Annotated in this window: 19 protein-coding genes, 1 tRNA gene, 1 other RNA gene and 1 pseudogene; 8 read left to right on the top strand and 14 right to left on the bottom strand. The window is 74.6% G+C overall.

Going from position 1 to position 15,276, the window contains the following annotated elements; translation table 11 throughout:
* Positions 1-34 precede the first annotated feature (34 nt).
* Positions 35-1,372, bottom strand: coding sequence for a glutamine synthetase family protein (locus tag REH70_RS11660; protein ID WP_310747380.1), 1,338 nt, complete (start codon positions 1,370-1,372; stop codon positions 35-37).
* 93 nt (positions 1,373-1,465) lie between these two features.
* Here REH70_RS11660 and REH70_RS20695 point away from each other — a divergent pair.
* Positions 1,466-3,197 (top strand): annotated as a pseudogene (locus REH70_RS20695) (NAD+ synthase).
* Entirely contained in the window at positions 3,194-4,042 is an 849-nt protein-coding gene (gene panB, locus REH70_RS11680; RefSeq protein ID WP_310747384.1) for a 3-methyl-2-oxobutanoate hydroxymethyltransferase, read from the top strand. Before REH70_RS20695 ends, panB begins: the two are co-directional and overlap by 4 nt.
* Before the next feature lie 31 nt (positions 4,043-4,073).
* Here panB and REH70_RS11685 read toward each other — a convergent pair whose 3' ends face one another.
* On the bottom strand, positions 4,074-4,259 hold the full coding sequence (locus REH70_RS11685; RefSeq protein WP_310747386.1) for an SPOR domain-containing protein: 186 nt from the start codon (positions 4,257-4,259) through the stop codon (positions 4,074-4,076).
* Positions 4,260-4,312: 53 nt separating this feature from the next.
* On the opposite strand from REH70_RS11685, the gene map reads away from it, so the two are divergent.
* Positions 4,313-5,185: a type I methionyl aminopeptidase gene (gene map / locus REH70_RS11690; RefSeq protein WP_310747387.1), complete on the top strand. Its 873-nt coding sequence runs from the start codon at positions 4,313-4,315 to the stop codon at positions 5,183-5,185.
* Complete coding sequence (gene ppgK / locus REH70_RS11695; RefSeq protein ID WP_310747389.1) at positions 5,182-5,976, top strand: polyphosphate--glucose phosphotransferase; 795 nt, start codon at positions 5,182-5,184, stop codon at positions 5,974-5,976. Before map ends, ppgK begins: the two co-directional genes overlap by 4 nt.
* A gap of 11 nt (positions 5,977-5,987) precedes the next feature.
* Here ppgK and REH70_RS11700 read toward each other — a convergent pair whose 3' ends face one another.
* On the bottom strand, positions 5,988-6,233 hold the full coding sequence (locus REH70_RS11700; RefSeq protein ID WP_310747392.1) for a hypothetical protein: 246 nt from the start codon (positions 6,231-6,233) through the stop codon (positions 5,988-5,990).
* A gap of 131 nt (positions 6,234-6,364) precedes the next feature.
* Between REH70_RS11700 and REH70_RS11705 the strand changes: the two genes are divergently transcribed.
* The 3 genes from REH70_RS11705 to REH70_RS11715 all read left to right on the top strand — a co-directional run bounded on the left by REH70_RS11705 (position 6,365) and on the right by REH70_RS11715 (position 8,611).
* Positions 6,365-6,748, top strand: coding sequence for a VOC family protein (locus tag REH70_RS11705; RefSeq protein WP_310747394.1), 384 nt, complete (start codon positions 6,365-6,367; stop codon positions 6,746-6,748).
* Positions 6,749-6,869: 121 nt separating this feature from the next.
* Positions 6,870-8,300, top strand: coding sequence for a glucose-6-phosphate dehydrogenase (locus REH70_RS11710; RefSeq protein ID WP_310747396.1), 1,431 nt, complete (start codon positions 6,870-6,872; stop codon positions 8,298-8,300).
* 167 nt (positions 8,301-8,467) lie between these two features.
* A complete protein-coding gene (locus tag REH70_RS11715; protein WP_310747398.1) occupies positions 8,468-8,611 on the top strand; it encodes an Rv0909 family putative TA system antitoxin in 144 nt (47 codons plus the stop codon).
* 73 nt (positions 8,612-8,684) lie between these two features.
* On the opposite strand, the gene REH70_RS11720 is transcribed toward REH70_RS11715, so the two are convergent.
* The 3 genes from REH70_RS11720 to REH70_RS11730 all read right to left on the bottom strand — a co-directional run bounded on the left by REH70_RS11720 (position 8,685) and on the right by REH70_RS11730 (position 9,834).
* The gene (locus REH70_RS11720; RefSeq protein ID WP_310747400.1) at positions 8,685-9,062 is read right to left on the bottom strand and encodes a hypothetical protein; all 378 of its coding nucleotides are present in this window, start codon (positions 9,060-9,062) and stop codon (positions 8,685-8,687) included.
* Positions 9,063-9,138: 76 nt separating this feature from the next.
* Positions 9,139-9,535, bottom strand: an RNA gene (gene rnpB, locus REH70_RS11725) — RNase P RNA component class A.
* 14 nt (positions 9,536-9,549) lie between these two features.
* Positions 9,550-9,834, bottom strand: coding sequence for a hypothetical protein (locus tag REH70_RS11730; protein WP_310747401.1), 285 nt, complete (start codon positions 9,832-9,834; stop codon positions 9,550-9,552).
* A gap of 62 nt (positions 9,835-9,896) precedes the next feature.
* Here REH70_RS11730 and REH70_RS11735 point away from each other — a divergent pair, with 62 nt between their 5' ends.
* Positions 9,897-10,670, top strand: a complete 774-nt coding sequence (locus tag REH70_RS11735) for a peroxide stress protein YaaA (RefSeq protein ID WP_310747402.1) — start codon at positions 9,897-9,899, stop codon at positions 10,668-10,670.
* A 40-nt stretch (positions 10,671-10,710) separates the two neighbouring features.
* Here the strand turns inward: REH70_RS11735 and REH70_RS11740 are convergent, their stop codons facing one another.
* The 8 genes from REH70_RS11740 to REH70_RS11775 form a co-directional block, all read right to left on the bottom strand.
* Complete coding sequence (locus tag REH70_RS11740) at positions 10,711-11,307, bottom strand: histidine phosphatase family protein (protein ID WP_310747404.1); 597 nt, start codon at positions 11,305-11,307, stop codon at positions 10,711-10,713.
* Positions 11,308-11,339: 32 nt separating this feature from the next.
* Complete coding sequence (locus tag REH70_RS11745; RefSeq protein ID WP_310747405.1) at positions 11,340-11,915, bottom strand: reverse transcriptase-like protein; 576 nt, start codon at positions 11,913-11,915, stop codon at positions 11,340-11,342.
* 2 nt (positions 11,916-11,917) lie between these two features.
* The gene (locus tag REH70_RS11750; RefSeq protein WP_310747407.1) at positions 11,918-12,664 is read right to left on the bottom strand and encodes a C4-type zinc ribbon domain-containing protein; all 747 of its coding nucleotides are present in this window, start codon (positions 12,662-12,664) and stop codon (positions 11,918-11,920) included.
* Entirely contained in the window at positions 12,661-13,152 is a 492-nt protein-coding gene (locus tag REH70_RS11755; RefSeq protein ID WP_310747409.1) for a Nif3-like dinuclear metal center hexameric protein, read from the bottom strand. The genes REH70_RS11750 and REH70_RS11755 overlap by 4 nt, the downstream gene beginning before the upstream one ends.
* Positions 13,098-13,826: a Nif3-like dinuclear metal center hexameric protein gene (locus REH70_RS11760; RefSeq protein ID WP_310747410.1), complete on the bottom strand. Its 729-nt coding sequence runs from the start codon at positions 13,824-13,826 to the stop codon at positions 13,098-13,100. The genes REH70_RS11755 and REH70_RS11760 overlap by 55 nt, the downstream gene beginning before the upstream one ends.
* A 162-nt stretch (positions 13,827-13,988) precedes the next feature.
* Positions 13,989-14,062, bottom strand: a tRNA-Val gene (locus REH70_RS11765).
* Positions 14,063-14,107: 45 nt separating this feature from the next.
* Positions 14,108-14,596, bottom strand: a complete 489-nt coding sequence (locus REH70_RS11770; protein ID WP_396134746.1) for a peroxiredoxin — start codon at positions 14,594-14,596, stop codon at positions 14,108-14,110.
* A gap of 5 nt (positions 14,597-14,601) precedes the next feature.
* Positions 14,602-15,033: a DUF3052 domain-containing protein gene (locus tag REH70_RS11775; RefSeq protein WP_310747414.1), complete on the bottom strand. Its 432-nt coding sequence runs from the start codon at positions 15,031-15,033 to the stop codon at positions 14,602-14,604.
* Positions 15,034-15,276: the final 243 nt, after the last annotated feature.

The raw sequence follows: 15,276 nt of genomic DNA on the forward strand, positions 1-15,276 counted from the left end.
CCCCGCGTGCACGGCGGGGCGGCGGCGTGCGCCGTCACAGCACCGGCAGGTACCGCCGCAGCTCGTACGGGGTGACCTGCCCGCGGTACTCGTCCCACTCGCGCCGCTTGTTGCGCAGCACGAAGTCGAAGACGTGCTCCCCGAGCGTCTCGGCCACGAGCTCGGACCGCTCCATGACCTCGATCGCCTGGCTGAGGGACTGCGGCAGGGGCTCGATGCCCAGGGCGCGGCGCTCGGCGTCGGTGAGCTCCCACACGTCGTCCTCGGCGCCCTCGGGCAGCTCGAGCCCCGCCTCGACACCCTTGAGCCCGGCCGCGAGGACCACCGCGAACGCCAGGTACGGGTTCGCCGCGGCGTCCAGCGCGCGGTACTCGACCCGGCTGGAGTTGCCCTTGCCGGGCTTGTACATCGGCACCCGGACGAGCGCGGAGCGGTTGTTGTGGCCCCAGCACACGAAGCTCGGGGCCTCGGCGCCACCCCACAGCCGCTTGTAGGAGTTGACGAACTGGTTGGTCACCGCGGTGATCTCCGGCGCGTGCCGCAGCAGCCCGGCGATGAACGAGCGCGCGACCTTGGACAGCTCGTACTGCGCACCGGGCTCGTGGAAGGCGTTGCGGTCGCCCTCGAAGAGCGACAGGTGCGTGTGCATCCCCGAGCCGGGGTGGTCCGGCATCGGCTTGGGCATGAACGAGGCGAAGACACCCTGCTCGAGGGCGACCTCCTTGACCACGGTGCGGAACGTCATGATGTTGTCCGCGGTCGTCAGCGCGTCGGCGTACCGCAGGTCGATCTCGTTCTGCCCCGGTCCCGCCTCGTGGTGGGAGAACTCCACCGAGATGCCCATGGACTCGAGCATCGTGATCGCGGCGCGCCGGAAGTCGTGGGCGGTCCCGCGCGGCACGTGGTCGAAGTAGCCGGCGCGGTCCACCGGGACCAGCGGGTCCGCCGGGTCCTTGGGCGGCTCGAACAGGTAGAACTCGACCTCGGGGTGCGTGTAGAAGGTGAAGCCCTGGTCGCTCGCGCGGGACAGCGCGCGCTTGAGGACGTTGCGGGAGTCCGCCAGGGACGGCTGCCCGTCCGGGGTGAGGATGTCGCAGAACATCCGCGCCGTCCCGTGCCGCTCACCGCGCCACGGCAGCACCTGGAAGGTGGTCGGGTCGGGCTTGGCGATCATGTCCGCCTCGTAGACCCGGGTCAGCCCCTCGATCGAGCTGCCGTCGAACCCGATGCCCTCGGAGAAGGCGGCCTCGAGCTCGGCCGGTGCGATCGCCACCGACTTGAGGAACCCCAGCACGTCGGTGAACCAGAGGCGGATGAAGCGGATGTCCCGCTCCTCGACCGTGCGGAGAACGAACTCCTGCTGCCTGTCCATGGGCCCATCCTGCCGGACGCGCGCCGCGGCCGCGGACCTGTCCGCCGCGGGCGCGTCGGGCGGGGTGGCCCGGGGTCGCAATAGGGTCGGCGCATGGCAGACCTCCGCATCGCGCTGGCCCAGATCGACACGTGCGTCGGTGACCTCGAGGGCAACGCGCAGGCCGTCCTGACCTGGGCCCGCAGGGCCGCCGACGCCGGCGCGGACCTCGTCGCCTTCCCCGAGATGTGCCTGACCGGGTACCCGGTCGAGGACCTCGCGCTGCGCGCGTCCTTCCGTCGCGGCGCCGAGCGCGCCCTGACCGCGACAGCCACCCGGCTGGCCGCCGAGGGCCTGGGGCACCTCACGGTCGTCGTCGGCACCGTGGGCGAGCGCACCACGCGGGAGCACGACGGCGCCCCGCGCGCCCCACCAACCAGGCCGTCGTCCTGCGGGACGGCCTCGTGCAGACCCGGTACGACAAGCACCACCTGCCCAACTACGGCGTGTTCGACGAGTTCCGGATCTTCGCCCCGGGGACCGAGCCGTGCGTCGTCGAGGTCGGGGGCCGCCGGGTCGGGCTGGTGATCTGCGAGGACATCTGGCAGGACGGTGGGCCCGTCGCGCAGATGGACGAGGCCGAGGTCGAGCTGCTGCTCGTCGTCAACGGCTCACCGTTCGAGGAGGGCAAGGGCACGTCCGTGGGGACCTGGCCGCCCGCCGGGCCCGCGAGGTCCGCGCCCCCGTCGCGTACGTCAACATGGTCGGCGGCCAGGACGACCTCGTGTTCGACGGCGGCTCCTTCGTGCTGGACGCCGACGGCGAGCTGGTCGCCCGGTCGCCGCAGTTCGTCGAGGACCTGCTGCTGTGGGACCTGCCCGGCGTCCCCGGGGCCGCCGCAGCCGCCGAGGACGCGGCGCCGCCGTCGAGCACCGGGCGCCCACCGTTGCCCCGCCGCATCGCCCCGCCGCTCGACCCGGACGAGGAGATCTACCGCGCCCTGGAGACCGGCCTGGCCGGGTACGTGCGCAAGAACGGGTTCCGGTCGGTGGTGTTCGGCCTGTCCGGCGGCATCGACTCCGCGCTGGTCGCCGCGATCGCCGCGGACGCCCTCGGCGGCGACCGGGTGGTCGGCGTGTCGATGCCGTCCGCGTACTCCTCGGGTCACTCCCGCGACGACGCGGCGGACCTCGCCCAGCGGATCGGCGCCGACCTCCGCGTCCAGCCGATCGCGCCGATGGTCGACGCGTTCGAGTCCCAGCTGTCGCTCGACGGCCTCGCCGCGGAGAACCTGCAGGCCCGCGTCCGCGGGGTGATCGTCATGGCGCTGTCCAACGCCGAGGGCCACCTCGTGCTCGCCACCGGCAACAAGAGCGAGCTCGCGGTCGGGTACTCGACCATCTACGGCGACGCGGTCGGCGGCTACGCCCCGCTCAAGGACGTCGACAAGTCGCGGGTGTGGGCCCTGGCCCGGTGGCGCAACAACCACGCCGTCGACCACGGGCAGATCCCGCCCATCCCGGAGAGCTCGATCACCAAGCCGCCGTCGGCGGAGCTGCGTCCGGGGCAGACCGACCAGGACTCCCTGCCGCCGTACGAGCTGCTCGACGAGGTCCTGGACGCGTACGTCGAGCACGCCGAGGGCCGCGCGGAGCTCCTCGCCCGCGGCTTCGACCCCGAGGTCGTCGACACCGTGGTGACCCTCGTGGACCGCGCCGAGTGGAAGCGCCGCCAGTACCCGCTCGGCCCCAAGGTCACCGCGCTCGCCTTCGGCCGCGACCGCCGCCTGCCGATCACCACGCGCTGGCGTGAGCCCATCCCCGCCGACGAAGGGTCCCCGTCATGACCGATGCCACGCCCGTCACCCCGGGCACCCCGGCGGCGCCCCGCCCCAAGCGGGTGCGGGTCCACCACCTGCGCGAGGCCAAGGAGCGCGGCGAGCGGCTGACCATGCTCACCGCGTACGACTACCCGACCGCGCGCATCTTCGACGACGCCGGCATCGACATGCTGCTCGTCGGGGACTCGATGGGGAACACCATGCACGGCCGGGCCACGACGATCCCGGTGACCGTCGACGAGCTCATCCCCGCGGTCCGGGCGGTCAGCGCCGCGTCCCGGCGGGCGCTCGTCGTCGCGGACCTGCCGTTCGGCTCCTACGAGGCGACCGCCGAGCAGGCGTTCGCCACCGCGGTGCGCATGCTCAAGGAGGGCGACGCGCACGCGGTGAAGTTCGAAGGCGGCACCCGGGTGGTGCCCCAGGTGCGGCTGCTGACCGAGGCGGGCATCCCCGTCGTCGGGCACCTCGGGTTCACCCCGCAGTCGGAGAACCTCCTCGGCGGCAAGCGCGTGCAGGGCCGCGGCGACGACGCGGCCGAGCGGCTCTCCGCCGACGCCGTCGCGCTGCAGGAGGCGGGCGCGGTCGCGGTCGTGCTTGAGATGGTCCCGGCACCGCTGGCCGCGCGCATCACCGAGGTGCTGCGCATCCCCACCATCGGGATCGGCGCGGGCCCCGAGTGCGACGGTCAGGTCCTGGTGTGGCTCGACATGGCCGGCATGGGCGACTGGTCGCCGCGGTTCGCCAAGCAGTTCGCGGCCGTGGGGCAGGCCCTGGGCGACGCGGCCCGCGCCTACGCCGACGAGGTGCGCTCGGGCGCCTTCCCGGACGCGGGGCACTCGTTCCTGGAATAGGCAGGGTTGGCCCGGCCGCCGCCGGGGCGGTTCAACCCTCCCGGCGGCGCTCGTCCTCCTCGTCCCACGCCTCGGTGCGGGCGGCGGCACGGTCGAGCGCCTCCTGCGCCGCCTCCCGGGTGGCGTACGGGCCCATGACGTCCGTCCAGGAGCTGCGACGCCCCTCCTCGACCTTCCCGGTCGCGATGTTGTACCAGTACTCGGTGCCGCTGGTCATGGTGGTCCCCTCGCCGCGCTGCGGTCCGTCCGTCCCCTCGTAGACTGCCAGCCATGTCGATCGCGAGCACGACGAGGCGTCCTGTCACCCCGGGGACGGTGGGTCCCCGACGCCCCGTGCCGGCGTCGATCCCCCGCCCCGAGTACGTCGACCGCCCGGCACCCACGCCGTCGGGGGCGAGCGACGTCAAGACACCGGAGACCGTCGAGCGCATCCGGGTCGCGGCCCGCATCGCCGCGCAGGCGCTCGCCGAGGTCGGCCGTGCCGTCCGGCCCGGTGTCACGACCGACGAGCTGGACCGCGTCGGGCACGAGTTCCTGCTGGACCACGGCGCCTACCCGTCCACGCTGGGGTACCGGGGGTTCCCGAAGTCCCTGTGCACGTCGGTCAACGAGGTCATCTGCCACGGCATCCCGGACTCGACCGTCCTGCGGGACGGCGACATCGTCAACGTGGACATCACCGCCTACATCGGTGGCGTGCACGGCGACAACAACGCGACGTTCGGGGTCGGCGAGCTCGACGAGGAGACCTCCCTGCTCGTCTCCCGCACGCAGGAGGCGCTCGCCCGTGCCATCAAGGCGGTCGTGCCGGGGCGTGAGGTGAACGTCATCGGCCGGGTGATCGAGAAGTACGCGCAGCGCTTCGGCCTCGGCGTCGTCCGGGACTACACCGGGCACGGCGTCGGCGAGATGTTCCACAGCGGCCTCGTCATCCCGCACTACGACTCCGCGCCGATGTACGACACCGTCATCGAGCCCGGGATGGTCTTCACGATCGAACCCATGCTGACGCTCGGCACGCACGAGTGGACCCAGTGGGACGACGGCTGGACGGTGCTCACCGCCGACCGGAGCCTCACCGCGCAGTTCGAGCACACCCTGCTCGTCACCGACACCGGAGCGGAGATCCTGACCCTGCCATGAGCAAAGACACGGACGACACCACGGCGCGCGCCTTCGGCATCGACATCGGCGGGAGCGGGATCAAGGGCGCTCCCGTCGACCTGCGGACCGGCGAGTTCGCCGCCGACCGCGTCCGCATCCCCACCCCGGACGAGTCCACCCCCGACAACGTCGCCCGCGTCGTCGCGGAGGTGGTCCGTTCCTTCGACCTGCCCGACGACGTCCCGGTCGGGGTCACGTTCCCCGCGGTCGTCCAGCACGGCGTCGCCCGCAGCGCTGCCAACGTCGACTCGTCGTGGATCGGCACGAACATCGAGACCGTCGTCGGTGAGGCGCTCGGTCGCCCGGTGCTCGCCGTCAACGACGCCGACGCCGCCGGGTACGCCGAGGCCGTGCACGGCGCCGCTCGCGGGTCGAACGGGGTCACGCTGCTCACCACGCTCGGGACCGGCATCGGGACCGCGATGGTCGTGGAGGGCGTGCTCGTGCCCAACCTCGAGCTCGGCCACCTGGAGATCGACGGGTACGACGCCGAGAGCCGCGCCGCCGAGTCGGCCCGGGAACGCGACGACCTGTCCTGGGAGGAGTGGGCCGCGCGGCTGCAGCGCTACTACAGCGTGGTCGAGGACCTGCTGTGGCCCGACCTCATCGTGGTCGGCGGCGGCGTGAGCAAGCACCACGCCAAGTTCCTGCCGCTGCTGCACCTGCGGGCGCCGATCGTGCCCGCGCAGCTGCGCAACGCGGCCGGCATCGTCGGGGCCGCGGCCCTGGCCGCGCGGGCGGCCGGCGTGAGCGTCCCGACCGGCTCCTGACCGACGCCGCGCTACTCCCCCGTCTCGACCAGGTGACCGGTGGCGCCGGCGAGCTCGGACACCATGAGCCCCAGCGTCCGCTCGGCGTCGGTCTCGTCGTCCGCCTCGAAGGTGACCAGCACGGTCGCCGTCTGCCCCTGGATGTCGCCCACGGGGCCGTGGGTGAAGTCGCCGGGGAGGGCGTCGAGCTCCGCCTCGAAGGACTCGAGGGCGCGTCCGCCGATGGGTGCGTTGAGTCGGGCGTGGTAGGTCGTCATGGCACTCATCGTGTCCCGAGCCGGCGCCGCGCGCGACACGGGCCGGGCCGGGCCGGCAGAGCGCGGCCGGGGTTCCGCCGCTGGGCGCCGAGGGCGTGCGCGCGCTGCCCGCGGTCACTAGCCTCGCGTGCATGCCCCTGGTCATCAGCCAGCTCGCGGTCGACGCGCTCGATCCCCTCGCCCAGGCGCGCTGGTGGCAGCACGTGCTGGGCGGCACGATCGACGCGGAGGACCACGACGAGGTCGGCCTGCGCCTCGACGGCGGAGTGCCCGAGCTGCTGTTCCTGCGCGTCCCGGAGGCCAAGTCGGTCAAGAACCGCCTCCACCTCGACGTCCGGCCCCCGGACGGCTCCGACCAGGCGACCGAGCTCGAGCGACTCATCGCGCACGGCGCACGACGGGTCGACGTCGGGCAGGGACCGGACGTCACGTGGGTCGTGCTGGCCGACCCCGAGAGCAACGAGTTCTGCCTGCTGCGCAGCACGCCGTCCCAGCTCGCCGCCACGCAGGGCTGACCGCACGCGGACCGCGCCGCGGGCCGGAGGGGACGACGGGCTCGGCGCGACAGGGCGCCGCACCTCGCCAAGGATGGGCGACGGACGCGGCCACCCCGGTGCGCGACCGAGGGGAGAACCAGTGAGTGCGACGATCATCATCCTGGGGGCGACCGGCGACCTCACCGCCCGCTACCTCCTGCCGGCGATCGGCCAGCTGGTCGAGCGCGACCTGCTCGACCACGACCTGCGGCTGGTCGGCGTCGCGAACGACGACCACGACGACGCCTCGTTCCGCACGCACGTCGAGCACAGCCTCACCGACCACGCGCCCCGCGTCGCCCCGGACGCCCGGTCCGCCGTCGTCGCCCGGTCGAGCTACCACCGCGGCGACGTCACGGACCCCGCCACGCTCGGCGCCGCGCTGGCCGAGCACGGCGCGAGCGACGACCCCGTCGTGCTCTACCTGGCGCTGCCGCACGTCCTGTTCCGTCGGGTCATCGAGGCCCTGCGTGACGTCGACCTGCCCGCGACGCTGCGCGTCGTCGTGGAGAAGCCCTTCGGGCAGGACCTCGCTGGTGCGAAGGAGCTCAACGCGGCGCTGGACGCGGTGCTGCGCGAGGACCAGGTCTTCCGGGTGGACCACTTCCTGGCCAAGCAGACCGTGCTCAACCTCATCGGCCTGCGCTTCGCCAACCGGATCTTCGAGCCGCTGTGGAGCCGCGACCAGGTCGAGTCGATCGACATCGTCTTCGACGAGACGGTCGACGCGCAGGCACGGGCCCGGTACTTCGACCGGTCCGGCGCGCTGCGGGACATGGTGCAGAACCACCTGCTGCAGATGCTCACGCTGATCGCGATGGAGCCGCCGCGCAGCCTCGACCCGCAGGACCTCTCCGAGCGCAAGGTCGAGGTGCTGCGCGCCGTGCGCACCCTGACCCGCGACGACGTCGACCGGCACACGGTGCGGGCGCGCTACACCGCCGGCTCGGTGACGAAGGCGGGCGAGACTCGCGAGGTCGACTCGTACGTCGACGCGCCCGGGGTCGACGCCGCGCGCGAGATCGAGACCTACACCGAGGTCACCCTGCACCTGGACACCCCGCGCTGGGCCGGGGTGCCGTTCCGGCTGCGGACCGGCAAGGCGCTGGCCCTGGACCGCCGTGAGGTCGTCGTGCACTTCCGCCCGCTCGAGGACTCGGTGTTCCCCGACGCGGGCGCCAACGAGCTGCGCCTCGAGCTCGACCCCGACCAGATGTGGCTGAGCCTCAACATCAACGGCATGGGTGACCCGTTCGACCTCGAGACCGTCGAGATGGGCCTGGAGCTGCCGCGCCAGGCCCCGACCCCGTACGGCCAGCTGATCCTCGCCATCCTCGACGGTGACACCCGGCTGTCCGCGCGGGCGCAGGAGGCGGAGGAGGCGTGGCGGATCGTCGAGCCGATCCTGGCGGCGTGGGCCGACGGCGCCTCCCCGCTCCGTGACTACCCCGCCGGCAGCGAGGGGCCGGCGACCTCCGTGGCCCCGCCTGCGGCGGTGAGCCGGGCGACGCCCGCCGCCGAGCAGCAGTAGCCCCGGCCCACCGCCATCGCCTCGCACCCACGCGGGTCCCGACCGGCGACCCGTGGCGGTCCACCGGAGCCACCTCTCCCGCCGGGCGGCGCCCGGCGCACGGTCGCACACTGGTCGCGGGCGGGTCGACAGGGCCTCGCCGACGCCGACACCTCGAAGGAGCCACCATGGGCATGGACGACATGACCGAGAAGGCCAGCGACGCAGGGATCCAGAAGGCCGGCGACGCCGCCGACTCCAAGACCGGCGGCAAGGGCGGCAGCCAGATCGACAAGGCCGAGCAGGCTGCCGACGACAAGATCGGCAAGTAGCCGACCTCCGTCGCGATGACGCGCAGCGCCCCGTCCACCCCGGTGGGCGGGGCGCTCGTGCGCGCGTGCGCGCCTACAGGACGGCGTCGTCCTGGTCGGCCGCACCGCACTCGTCGGAGCAGAACACGAGCCAGCCGTGCCGCCAGCCCTCGCCGGGGCCGACGACAGCCGTGCACCCCGCGTACATGCACGGGTGCGACTCCGCGACCGTCACCCGGCCGAGCGCACGCAGGAGCCGGTGCCACGGACCGCCGGCCGGGCTCACCGCGACGGCCGGCGCCACGGTGCCCGGGACGACGCCGTGCTCGGTCGGCGCGGGGACCGGAGCCGCGACCGGCGCACCGGCAGTCACGACGCGGGCGGCTGCGCGCGCAACCGACGCGGCAGTGGCGGCGGTGGCGGCGGCGCCGGCTGTGGTGGTCCGTGCGCGACGGTGGGCGACGAGCGTCATGCCCGTCACCGTAGGTCGCCGCAGGCCCGGAGCCGCGGCCTGGCGCGGGTGAAACACGAACGCAGCAGTGCGGGTGCGGATGAGCTGGCCTGTACGCCGGGTTCTGTCCCCGCGCGCGGTTGCCCCCGCGCGGGTGGCGACCATCCATCTACGACGTACGTTGCCGCACGCCTCCAGCGGTCTACCCGGGAGCTCGGGCGGGCCGCCCTCGAACGCTCCCTGTCTGACCTTGCTCCGGGTGGGGTTTACCGAGCCGCACCGGTCACCCGGCACGCTGGTGGTCTCTTACACCACCGTTTCACCCTTACCGCGCGGGGTCCCGAAGGCCCCCACGAGGCGGTCTACTTTCTGTGGCACTGTCCCGCGAGTCACCCCGGGTGGGAGTTACCCACCACCCTGCCCTGTGGAGCCCGGACGTTCCTCGGCCCCCGTCGGCTCACGCCGCTGGGGAACGCGGTCGCCCGGCCAGCTCATCCGCGCGCCCAGCCTAGCGGTGCGGGCCCGGTGGTCGGACGGCGGAGATGTCAGACGTCGACCCGGTAGGTGAGCACGAGCTCGTCGCCGACGCGCCCGCGGATGGCCCAGCGGGCGGCCGGGCCGGACCGCGACCAGGCACGACGACGTCGTCGGCGTCGCTGAGCAGGAAGCGGTGGAACCGCTTCTCGGGCGGCAGACCCCAGGCGGCGACGAGCGCCGCCTGGAGCGCGTCCGAGACCTCCGCCTGCCGACCCGCCCACACGTCGCTGCGTCCGAAGACCTTGATCTGCGCCACATCTCCTCCGTCCGGGTGCGCGCGCACCCGGTGCGCCCCCTGCCGGAGCCTAGAGTCGTCGCGTGCTCGTGCTCCTGCCGCCCTCGGAGGGCAAGACCGCCCCGCCCGACGGTGCCCCGCTCGACCCCGCGGCGCTGAGCCACCCCGCCCTCACCGAGCAGCGGCTCACGGTGCTCGACGCGCTGGCCAAGGTCAGCGCCCACCCGGACGCCGCGCGCGTGCTCGGCACCGGCCCCGGGCTCGCCGCCGAGGTCGAGCGCAACACCCGCCTGCGTACCGAGCCCGCCTGCCCCGCCGCCCGGGTCTACACCGGCGTCCTGTACGCCGCGGCCGGCCTGGACGCCTTGCCCGACGACGGCGCCCGGGACCGCGCGTCCCGGTGCGTGCGGGTGGTGTCGGGCCTGTGGGGCGTCGTCGGGCCGGACGACCGCATCCCGGCCTACCGGCTGTCGATGGGCGTCGACCTGCCCGGCGTCGGCTCGCTCGCCCGCGCGTGGCGACCCGCGCTCGCCGCAGAGCTCGACCCCGTCGCCACCGGTGGGCTCGTGGTCGACTGCCGGTCGGCGGCGTACGCCGCGGCGTGGCGCCCGCCGGTTGGGTCGTCCTGGGTCACCGTGCGTGTGCTGCGCGAGGTGGACGGGCGCCGCACCGTCGTCTCGCACCACGCCAAGCACACCCGCGGGGTCCTGACCCGGCACCTGCTGGCGCGCGGGCCGGAGCCGACCACACCGGACGATCTGCTCGCCGCGGCGCGCGAGCTTGTCGGCGGTCCGCTCCTGGACGCCGAGCTCGGGACCTCGACGCGCTCGCACGTACTCACGCTCACCGTCGCCTGACGCCGGTTGCCGCCGGCCCCGGACGGGCTCGACGAGGCGGTCAGGCGCCCGACGGCGCCCCCACCACCGTGACCTCGGTCTTGCCGTCGGCCCACATCCGGATGATGCTCACCGACGCCGGGGCGACGCGGATGCGCGCCCACGCCGAGGAGTTGGCACCGATCGCGACGCCGACGGCCGAGCGGACGGACACCGAGTGCGTGACCACGACGACCGTGCGCCCGACGCCGCCCGCGCGCAGCGCCTCGAGCGCGGTGCGCATGCGCGCGCCGACGTCCTCGATCGACTCCCCGCCGGGCGCACGGACGCTCGCGTCCTCGTGCCACTGGTCGAGCTCGCCGGGCCACCGCTGCTCGATCTCGGTGGCGGTGAGCCCCTCCCACTCGCCGAAGTCGCACTCCGCGACCAGCGGCTCGGTGCGCACGGGCAGCCCGAGCCGCTCGGCGATGACGGCGGCGGTCTCCTGGGTGCGGGTCATCGGCGAGGCGAGGACCTCGCTCGTGGGCGGGACGTCGCCCCAGTCGTCCTCGGTCACCGACTCCACCAGCGCGGCCGCCCGCGCCGCCTGGGCGAGGCCGCGCTCGGTCAGCGAGGGGCCGACGACGGAGGACCCGGAGTAGGCCCGGGTCACGGTCATGGGCGTCTCGCCGTGCCGGACGAGCACGACCGTCAACGGCTCGGGCTCCCCGACGACGACGTCGTGCCGGTCGCCGCGGTCCCCGGCGCCGCGCGGTCCGCGACCGGCTCGTCGCTGCCGGCGGCCTCGCCGCCGGGCGCGTCCGGTGCGTCGCCGGCCGCTGCGTCGCCGCCGGCCCCGGGGACCCGGGACACCGCGACCCGGTGGTCCATGGCCTCGTTCGCGAGGGCGTCCGCGGCGCCGTTCTGCGCCCGCGGCACCCAGGTGTAGACGACCCGCGCACCGGCCGCGACCGCGCGCGCCTCGGCCGCGAGCCGGCGCATGTCCTCGTGCTTGATCTGCCAGCGACCGGACATCTGCTCGACGACGAGCTTGGAGTCCATGCGCACCTCGATCACCGCCTCCGGGTCGATCGCGCGCGCGGCCTCGAGGCCGGCCACCAGGCCGGTGTACTCGGCCACGTTGTTGGACGCCACCCCGAGGTAGTCCGCGCGCTCGGCGAGGACCGCGCCGGTGCTCGCGTCCCGGACGAGGGCGCCGTACCCGGCCGGTCCCGGGTTGCCGCGGGAGCCGCCGTCGGCCTCCACCAGCAGCCGCCGGGGTGCCACCCTCAGCCCTTCGCCGGCTCGGGCAGGCGCACGAGGATGCGGCCGCACTCCTCGCACCGGGCGACCTGCTCGGGCGGCGCCTTGCGGATGGCCTCGACGTCCATGGGGTTGAGCTCCAGCCGGCACCCTTCGCAGCGCCGCCCGCGCAGCGCGGCCGCGCCCAGTCCGCCGAGCTGACCGCGCAGGCGGTCGTAGAGCGTCACGAGCCCCGCGTCGAGCCCCTCGGCGAGCGCCGCCCGCTTCTCCGCGACGCTCTGCACCTCGGCGTCGATCACCGCGAACGCGGCGTCGCGCTCGGCCGTGGCCTCGGCGTGCTGCCCCCGGATGACGTCCGCGGCGGCGTCGAGCTCGGCGAGCGCACCCTCGTGCGCCTCCAGACGCTCCATCACCTCGAGCTCGATCTCCTCGAGCTCGCCCTGCCGGCGGCCGAGCGCGGTGAGCTCGCTGGCCAGCGCCTGCATGTCCTTCGCGCTCCCCTGCCCGGAGTCCATCCGGGCGCGGTCGCGGTCCGCACGGGCGCGCACCTGCTCGACGTCGGCCTCGGCCTTGGCGAGCTCGCGGCGCAGGTCCCGCACCGCGGTGCGGGACGCGACCAGCGACGTCTCGACGTCCGCGAGCCGGCCGTCGAGCTCGGTGAGCCGGGCGAGCGTCGGGTGGGTGCGGCGCTGGTGGGCCAGCTGGGACGTGCGGGTGTCGAGCGCCTGGACGTCGAGCAACCGGTGCTGGTCCTCGGGAGGGGCGGTGGTCACGGGTGGGATCCTTCCGACGACGAGGCGAGGCGCGCGGTCCACGGGTCCGTCCGCAGGGTGCTCACGCGCGTGACAACCGTAGTGCCGCCCGGGGACGCCGCCGCCAGGTCGGCGACGAGGTCGGCGGCGGCGCGCGGCAGCCACGGCCACTCGCTCGCGAAGTGGGCGACGTCCACGAGGAACGGTCGCGCGACGCCGTCGTCGGCGGTGACGAACTCCGCGCGCTCGCGCAGCTCCGAGGCAGGGTGGTGGCGCAGGTCGGCAGTGAGGTAGGCGTCGACGCCGCTCGCGCGCACCGCGTCGAAGAGCGAGTCGCCGGACCCGCCGACGACGGCGACCCGCCGCACCGGTGCGTCCAGGTCGCCGGCGAGCCGGACCCCCTGCTCGGTCGCCGGCAGCGCCGCCGCCACCCGCTCGCCGAACGCCCGGAGCGTCAGCGGCTCGGGCAGCCGGCCCACCCGCCCGGTGCCGGTCCCCGCGTCCGGCACCGCCGTCTCCACGACGTCGTAGGCCGGCTCCTCGTACGGGTGAACCTCGCGCATCGCGGCGACCACCGCGGCCCGCAGCCGTCGGGGGCGACCATCTCCACGCGCGTCTCGGCCACGTGCTCGACGACGCCCGGGGCGCCGATCGCGGGCTGCGCGCCCGGCCCGGGCAGGAACGTGCCGGTGCCGGAGGCCAGCCACGCCGCGCGGGAGTAGTTCCCGATCCGGCCGGCGCCGGCGTCGGCCATCGCGTCCAGCACGGCCTCGGCCTGCGGCTCGGGGACGAACACGACGTGCTTGTCGACCGGCTCGCCCGGCAGCGCGACGAGCGGCTCGAGATCCACGAGCCCGACCGCCTCGGCGAGCGCGTGCGCGACCCCGCCGTCGGCGGCGTCGGCGTTGGTGTGCGCGACGTGCAGGGCGACCCCGGCGCGCGTGAGCCGGTGGACCATCGCGCCCTTGAAGGTCGTGGCGGCCACCGAGTGCACCGGGCGCAGGAGCAGCGGGTGGTGGGTGACGAGCAGGTCCGCCCCCCAGGCGATCGCCTCGTCGACGACGGCGGCCGTCGGGTCCACCGCGAGCAGGACCCGGCGCACGGGCTGGGCCGGGTCCCCCGCGACGAGGCCGACGGCGTCCCAGGACTCCGCCGTCCGGGGCGGGTACCGGCGCTCGAGCACGGCGACGACGTCGGCGAGGGTCGGGGGTGGGCGGTGTCGCCGCGCGGGGATCGGTCACGGTCAGGACGCTACCCACACCGGGTCGAGTGCGACGACAGGCACCCCGTCCGGTGCCGGCACGGGTGCCTGTCCTCGCACTCGGCGATCGGTGGCGCCGTCGGGTGGGCCCGGCCGGTTTCGAACCGGCGACCTCCGCGGTGTAAACGCGGCGCTCTGACCAGCTGAGCTACAGGCCCGATCGTGCGGTGGCACAGCCTACCGAGTGGGCGCTCGTGGGCGGATCAGCGGCCGGTGCCGGCCGCCAGGGTGGCGAGCGCCTCGCGGTAGCCGTCGAGCGACCGGGCGCGCCCGGCCGGGCTGACGACGGCCCACCGCACGACGCCGTCGGCGTCGAGGAGGAAGCTGCCCCGCAGGGGACGCCCGCGCTCGGGGTCGAACACCCCGAAGGCGGTGGCGGCTGCGCCGTGCGGCCAGAAGTCGGAGAGCAGGTCGAAGGCGAACCCCTCCTGCTCGGCCCAGGCCCGCAGCGTGTGCACCGAGTCGCACGAGACGACGACCAGCCGCACACCGGCGCCGGTGAAGAGGTCGAGGTTGTCGCGCAGCTCGCACACCTCGCCGGTGCAGACGCCGGAGAACGCGAACGGGACGAACACGAGCAGCACCGGTGCGCCCCGCAGCTCGGAGAGCCGGACGGGCGAGCCGTGCGTGTCGGTCAGCGTGGCGTCGGGCGCCCGCTCACCGGGGCCCGGGAGGGGCGTCCCGGGGGTCAGGTCGGTCAACGACCCCGGCCGCGGTTGCCCAGCCGCGTCGCCGACCAGTCGTCGGCGATCGAGAAGGTGCTCGTGGCGTGGAGCCCCGCGGTGGTCGCGGCCTCCTCGATGTCGCTGTGCCCCACGTGCCCGGGGCGGCCGGCCTTGAGGGTGAAGACCCAGATGAGCCCCGACTCCTCCAGGACCGTCTGCACGTCGACCAGGGCGTCGGTCAGGTCGCCGTCGCCGTCGCGCCACCACAGCACGACGCCGTCGGTCACGTCGTCGTAGTCCTCGTCGACCAGCTCGGTCCCGGTGGTCGCCTCGATGGCGGCGCGCAGGGCGTCGTCGACGTCGTCGGACCAGCCGAACTCCTGGACGACCTGGCCGGTGGTGAAGCCGAGCCGGCTCGCTGCCTTGGACCCCGCGTCATCCGTCGGGCTCGCGGTGGAAGCCACGTGCAGTTCCGTTCCCTTCTCGTCGCCTGCGCCCGCACCGACCCGGTGGGGCGTTCGCACACGCTAGCCCACCGCACCACGGGCCGTGTGGCAAGCGCCACACGGCCCCCGGTGTCGCGAGCGTCACGCGTGCCCGTCGACGGCCCGGTGTGACTTTCCGTGCCGCCTGGTCCGACAATGGGGCGAACACCGATCGTCAAGGGCGCGACGCGCGCCGGCGACTGCGGGGATGCACCGGGGCCG

Origin of the sequence: Cellulomonas sp. ATA003 (assembly GCF_031582905.1) — a bacterium.
In the GTDB taxonomy this organism is placed as follows: Bacteria; Actinomycetota; Actinomycetes; order Actinomycetales; family Cellulomonadaceae; genus Pengzhenrongella.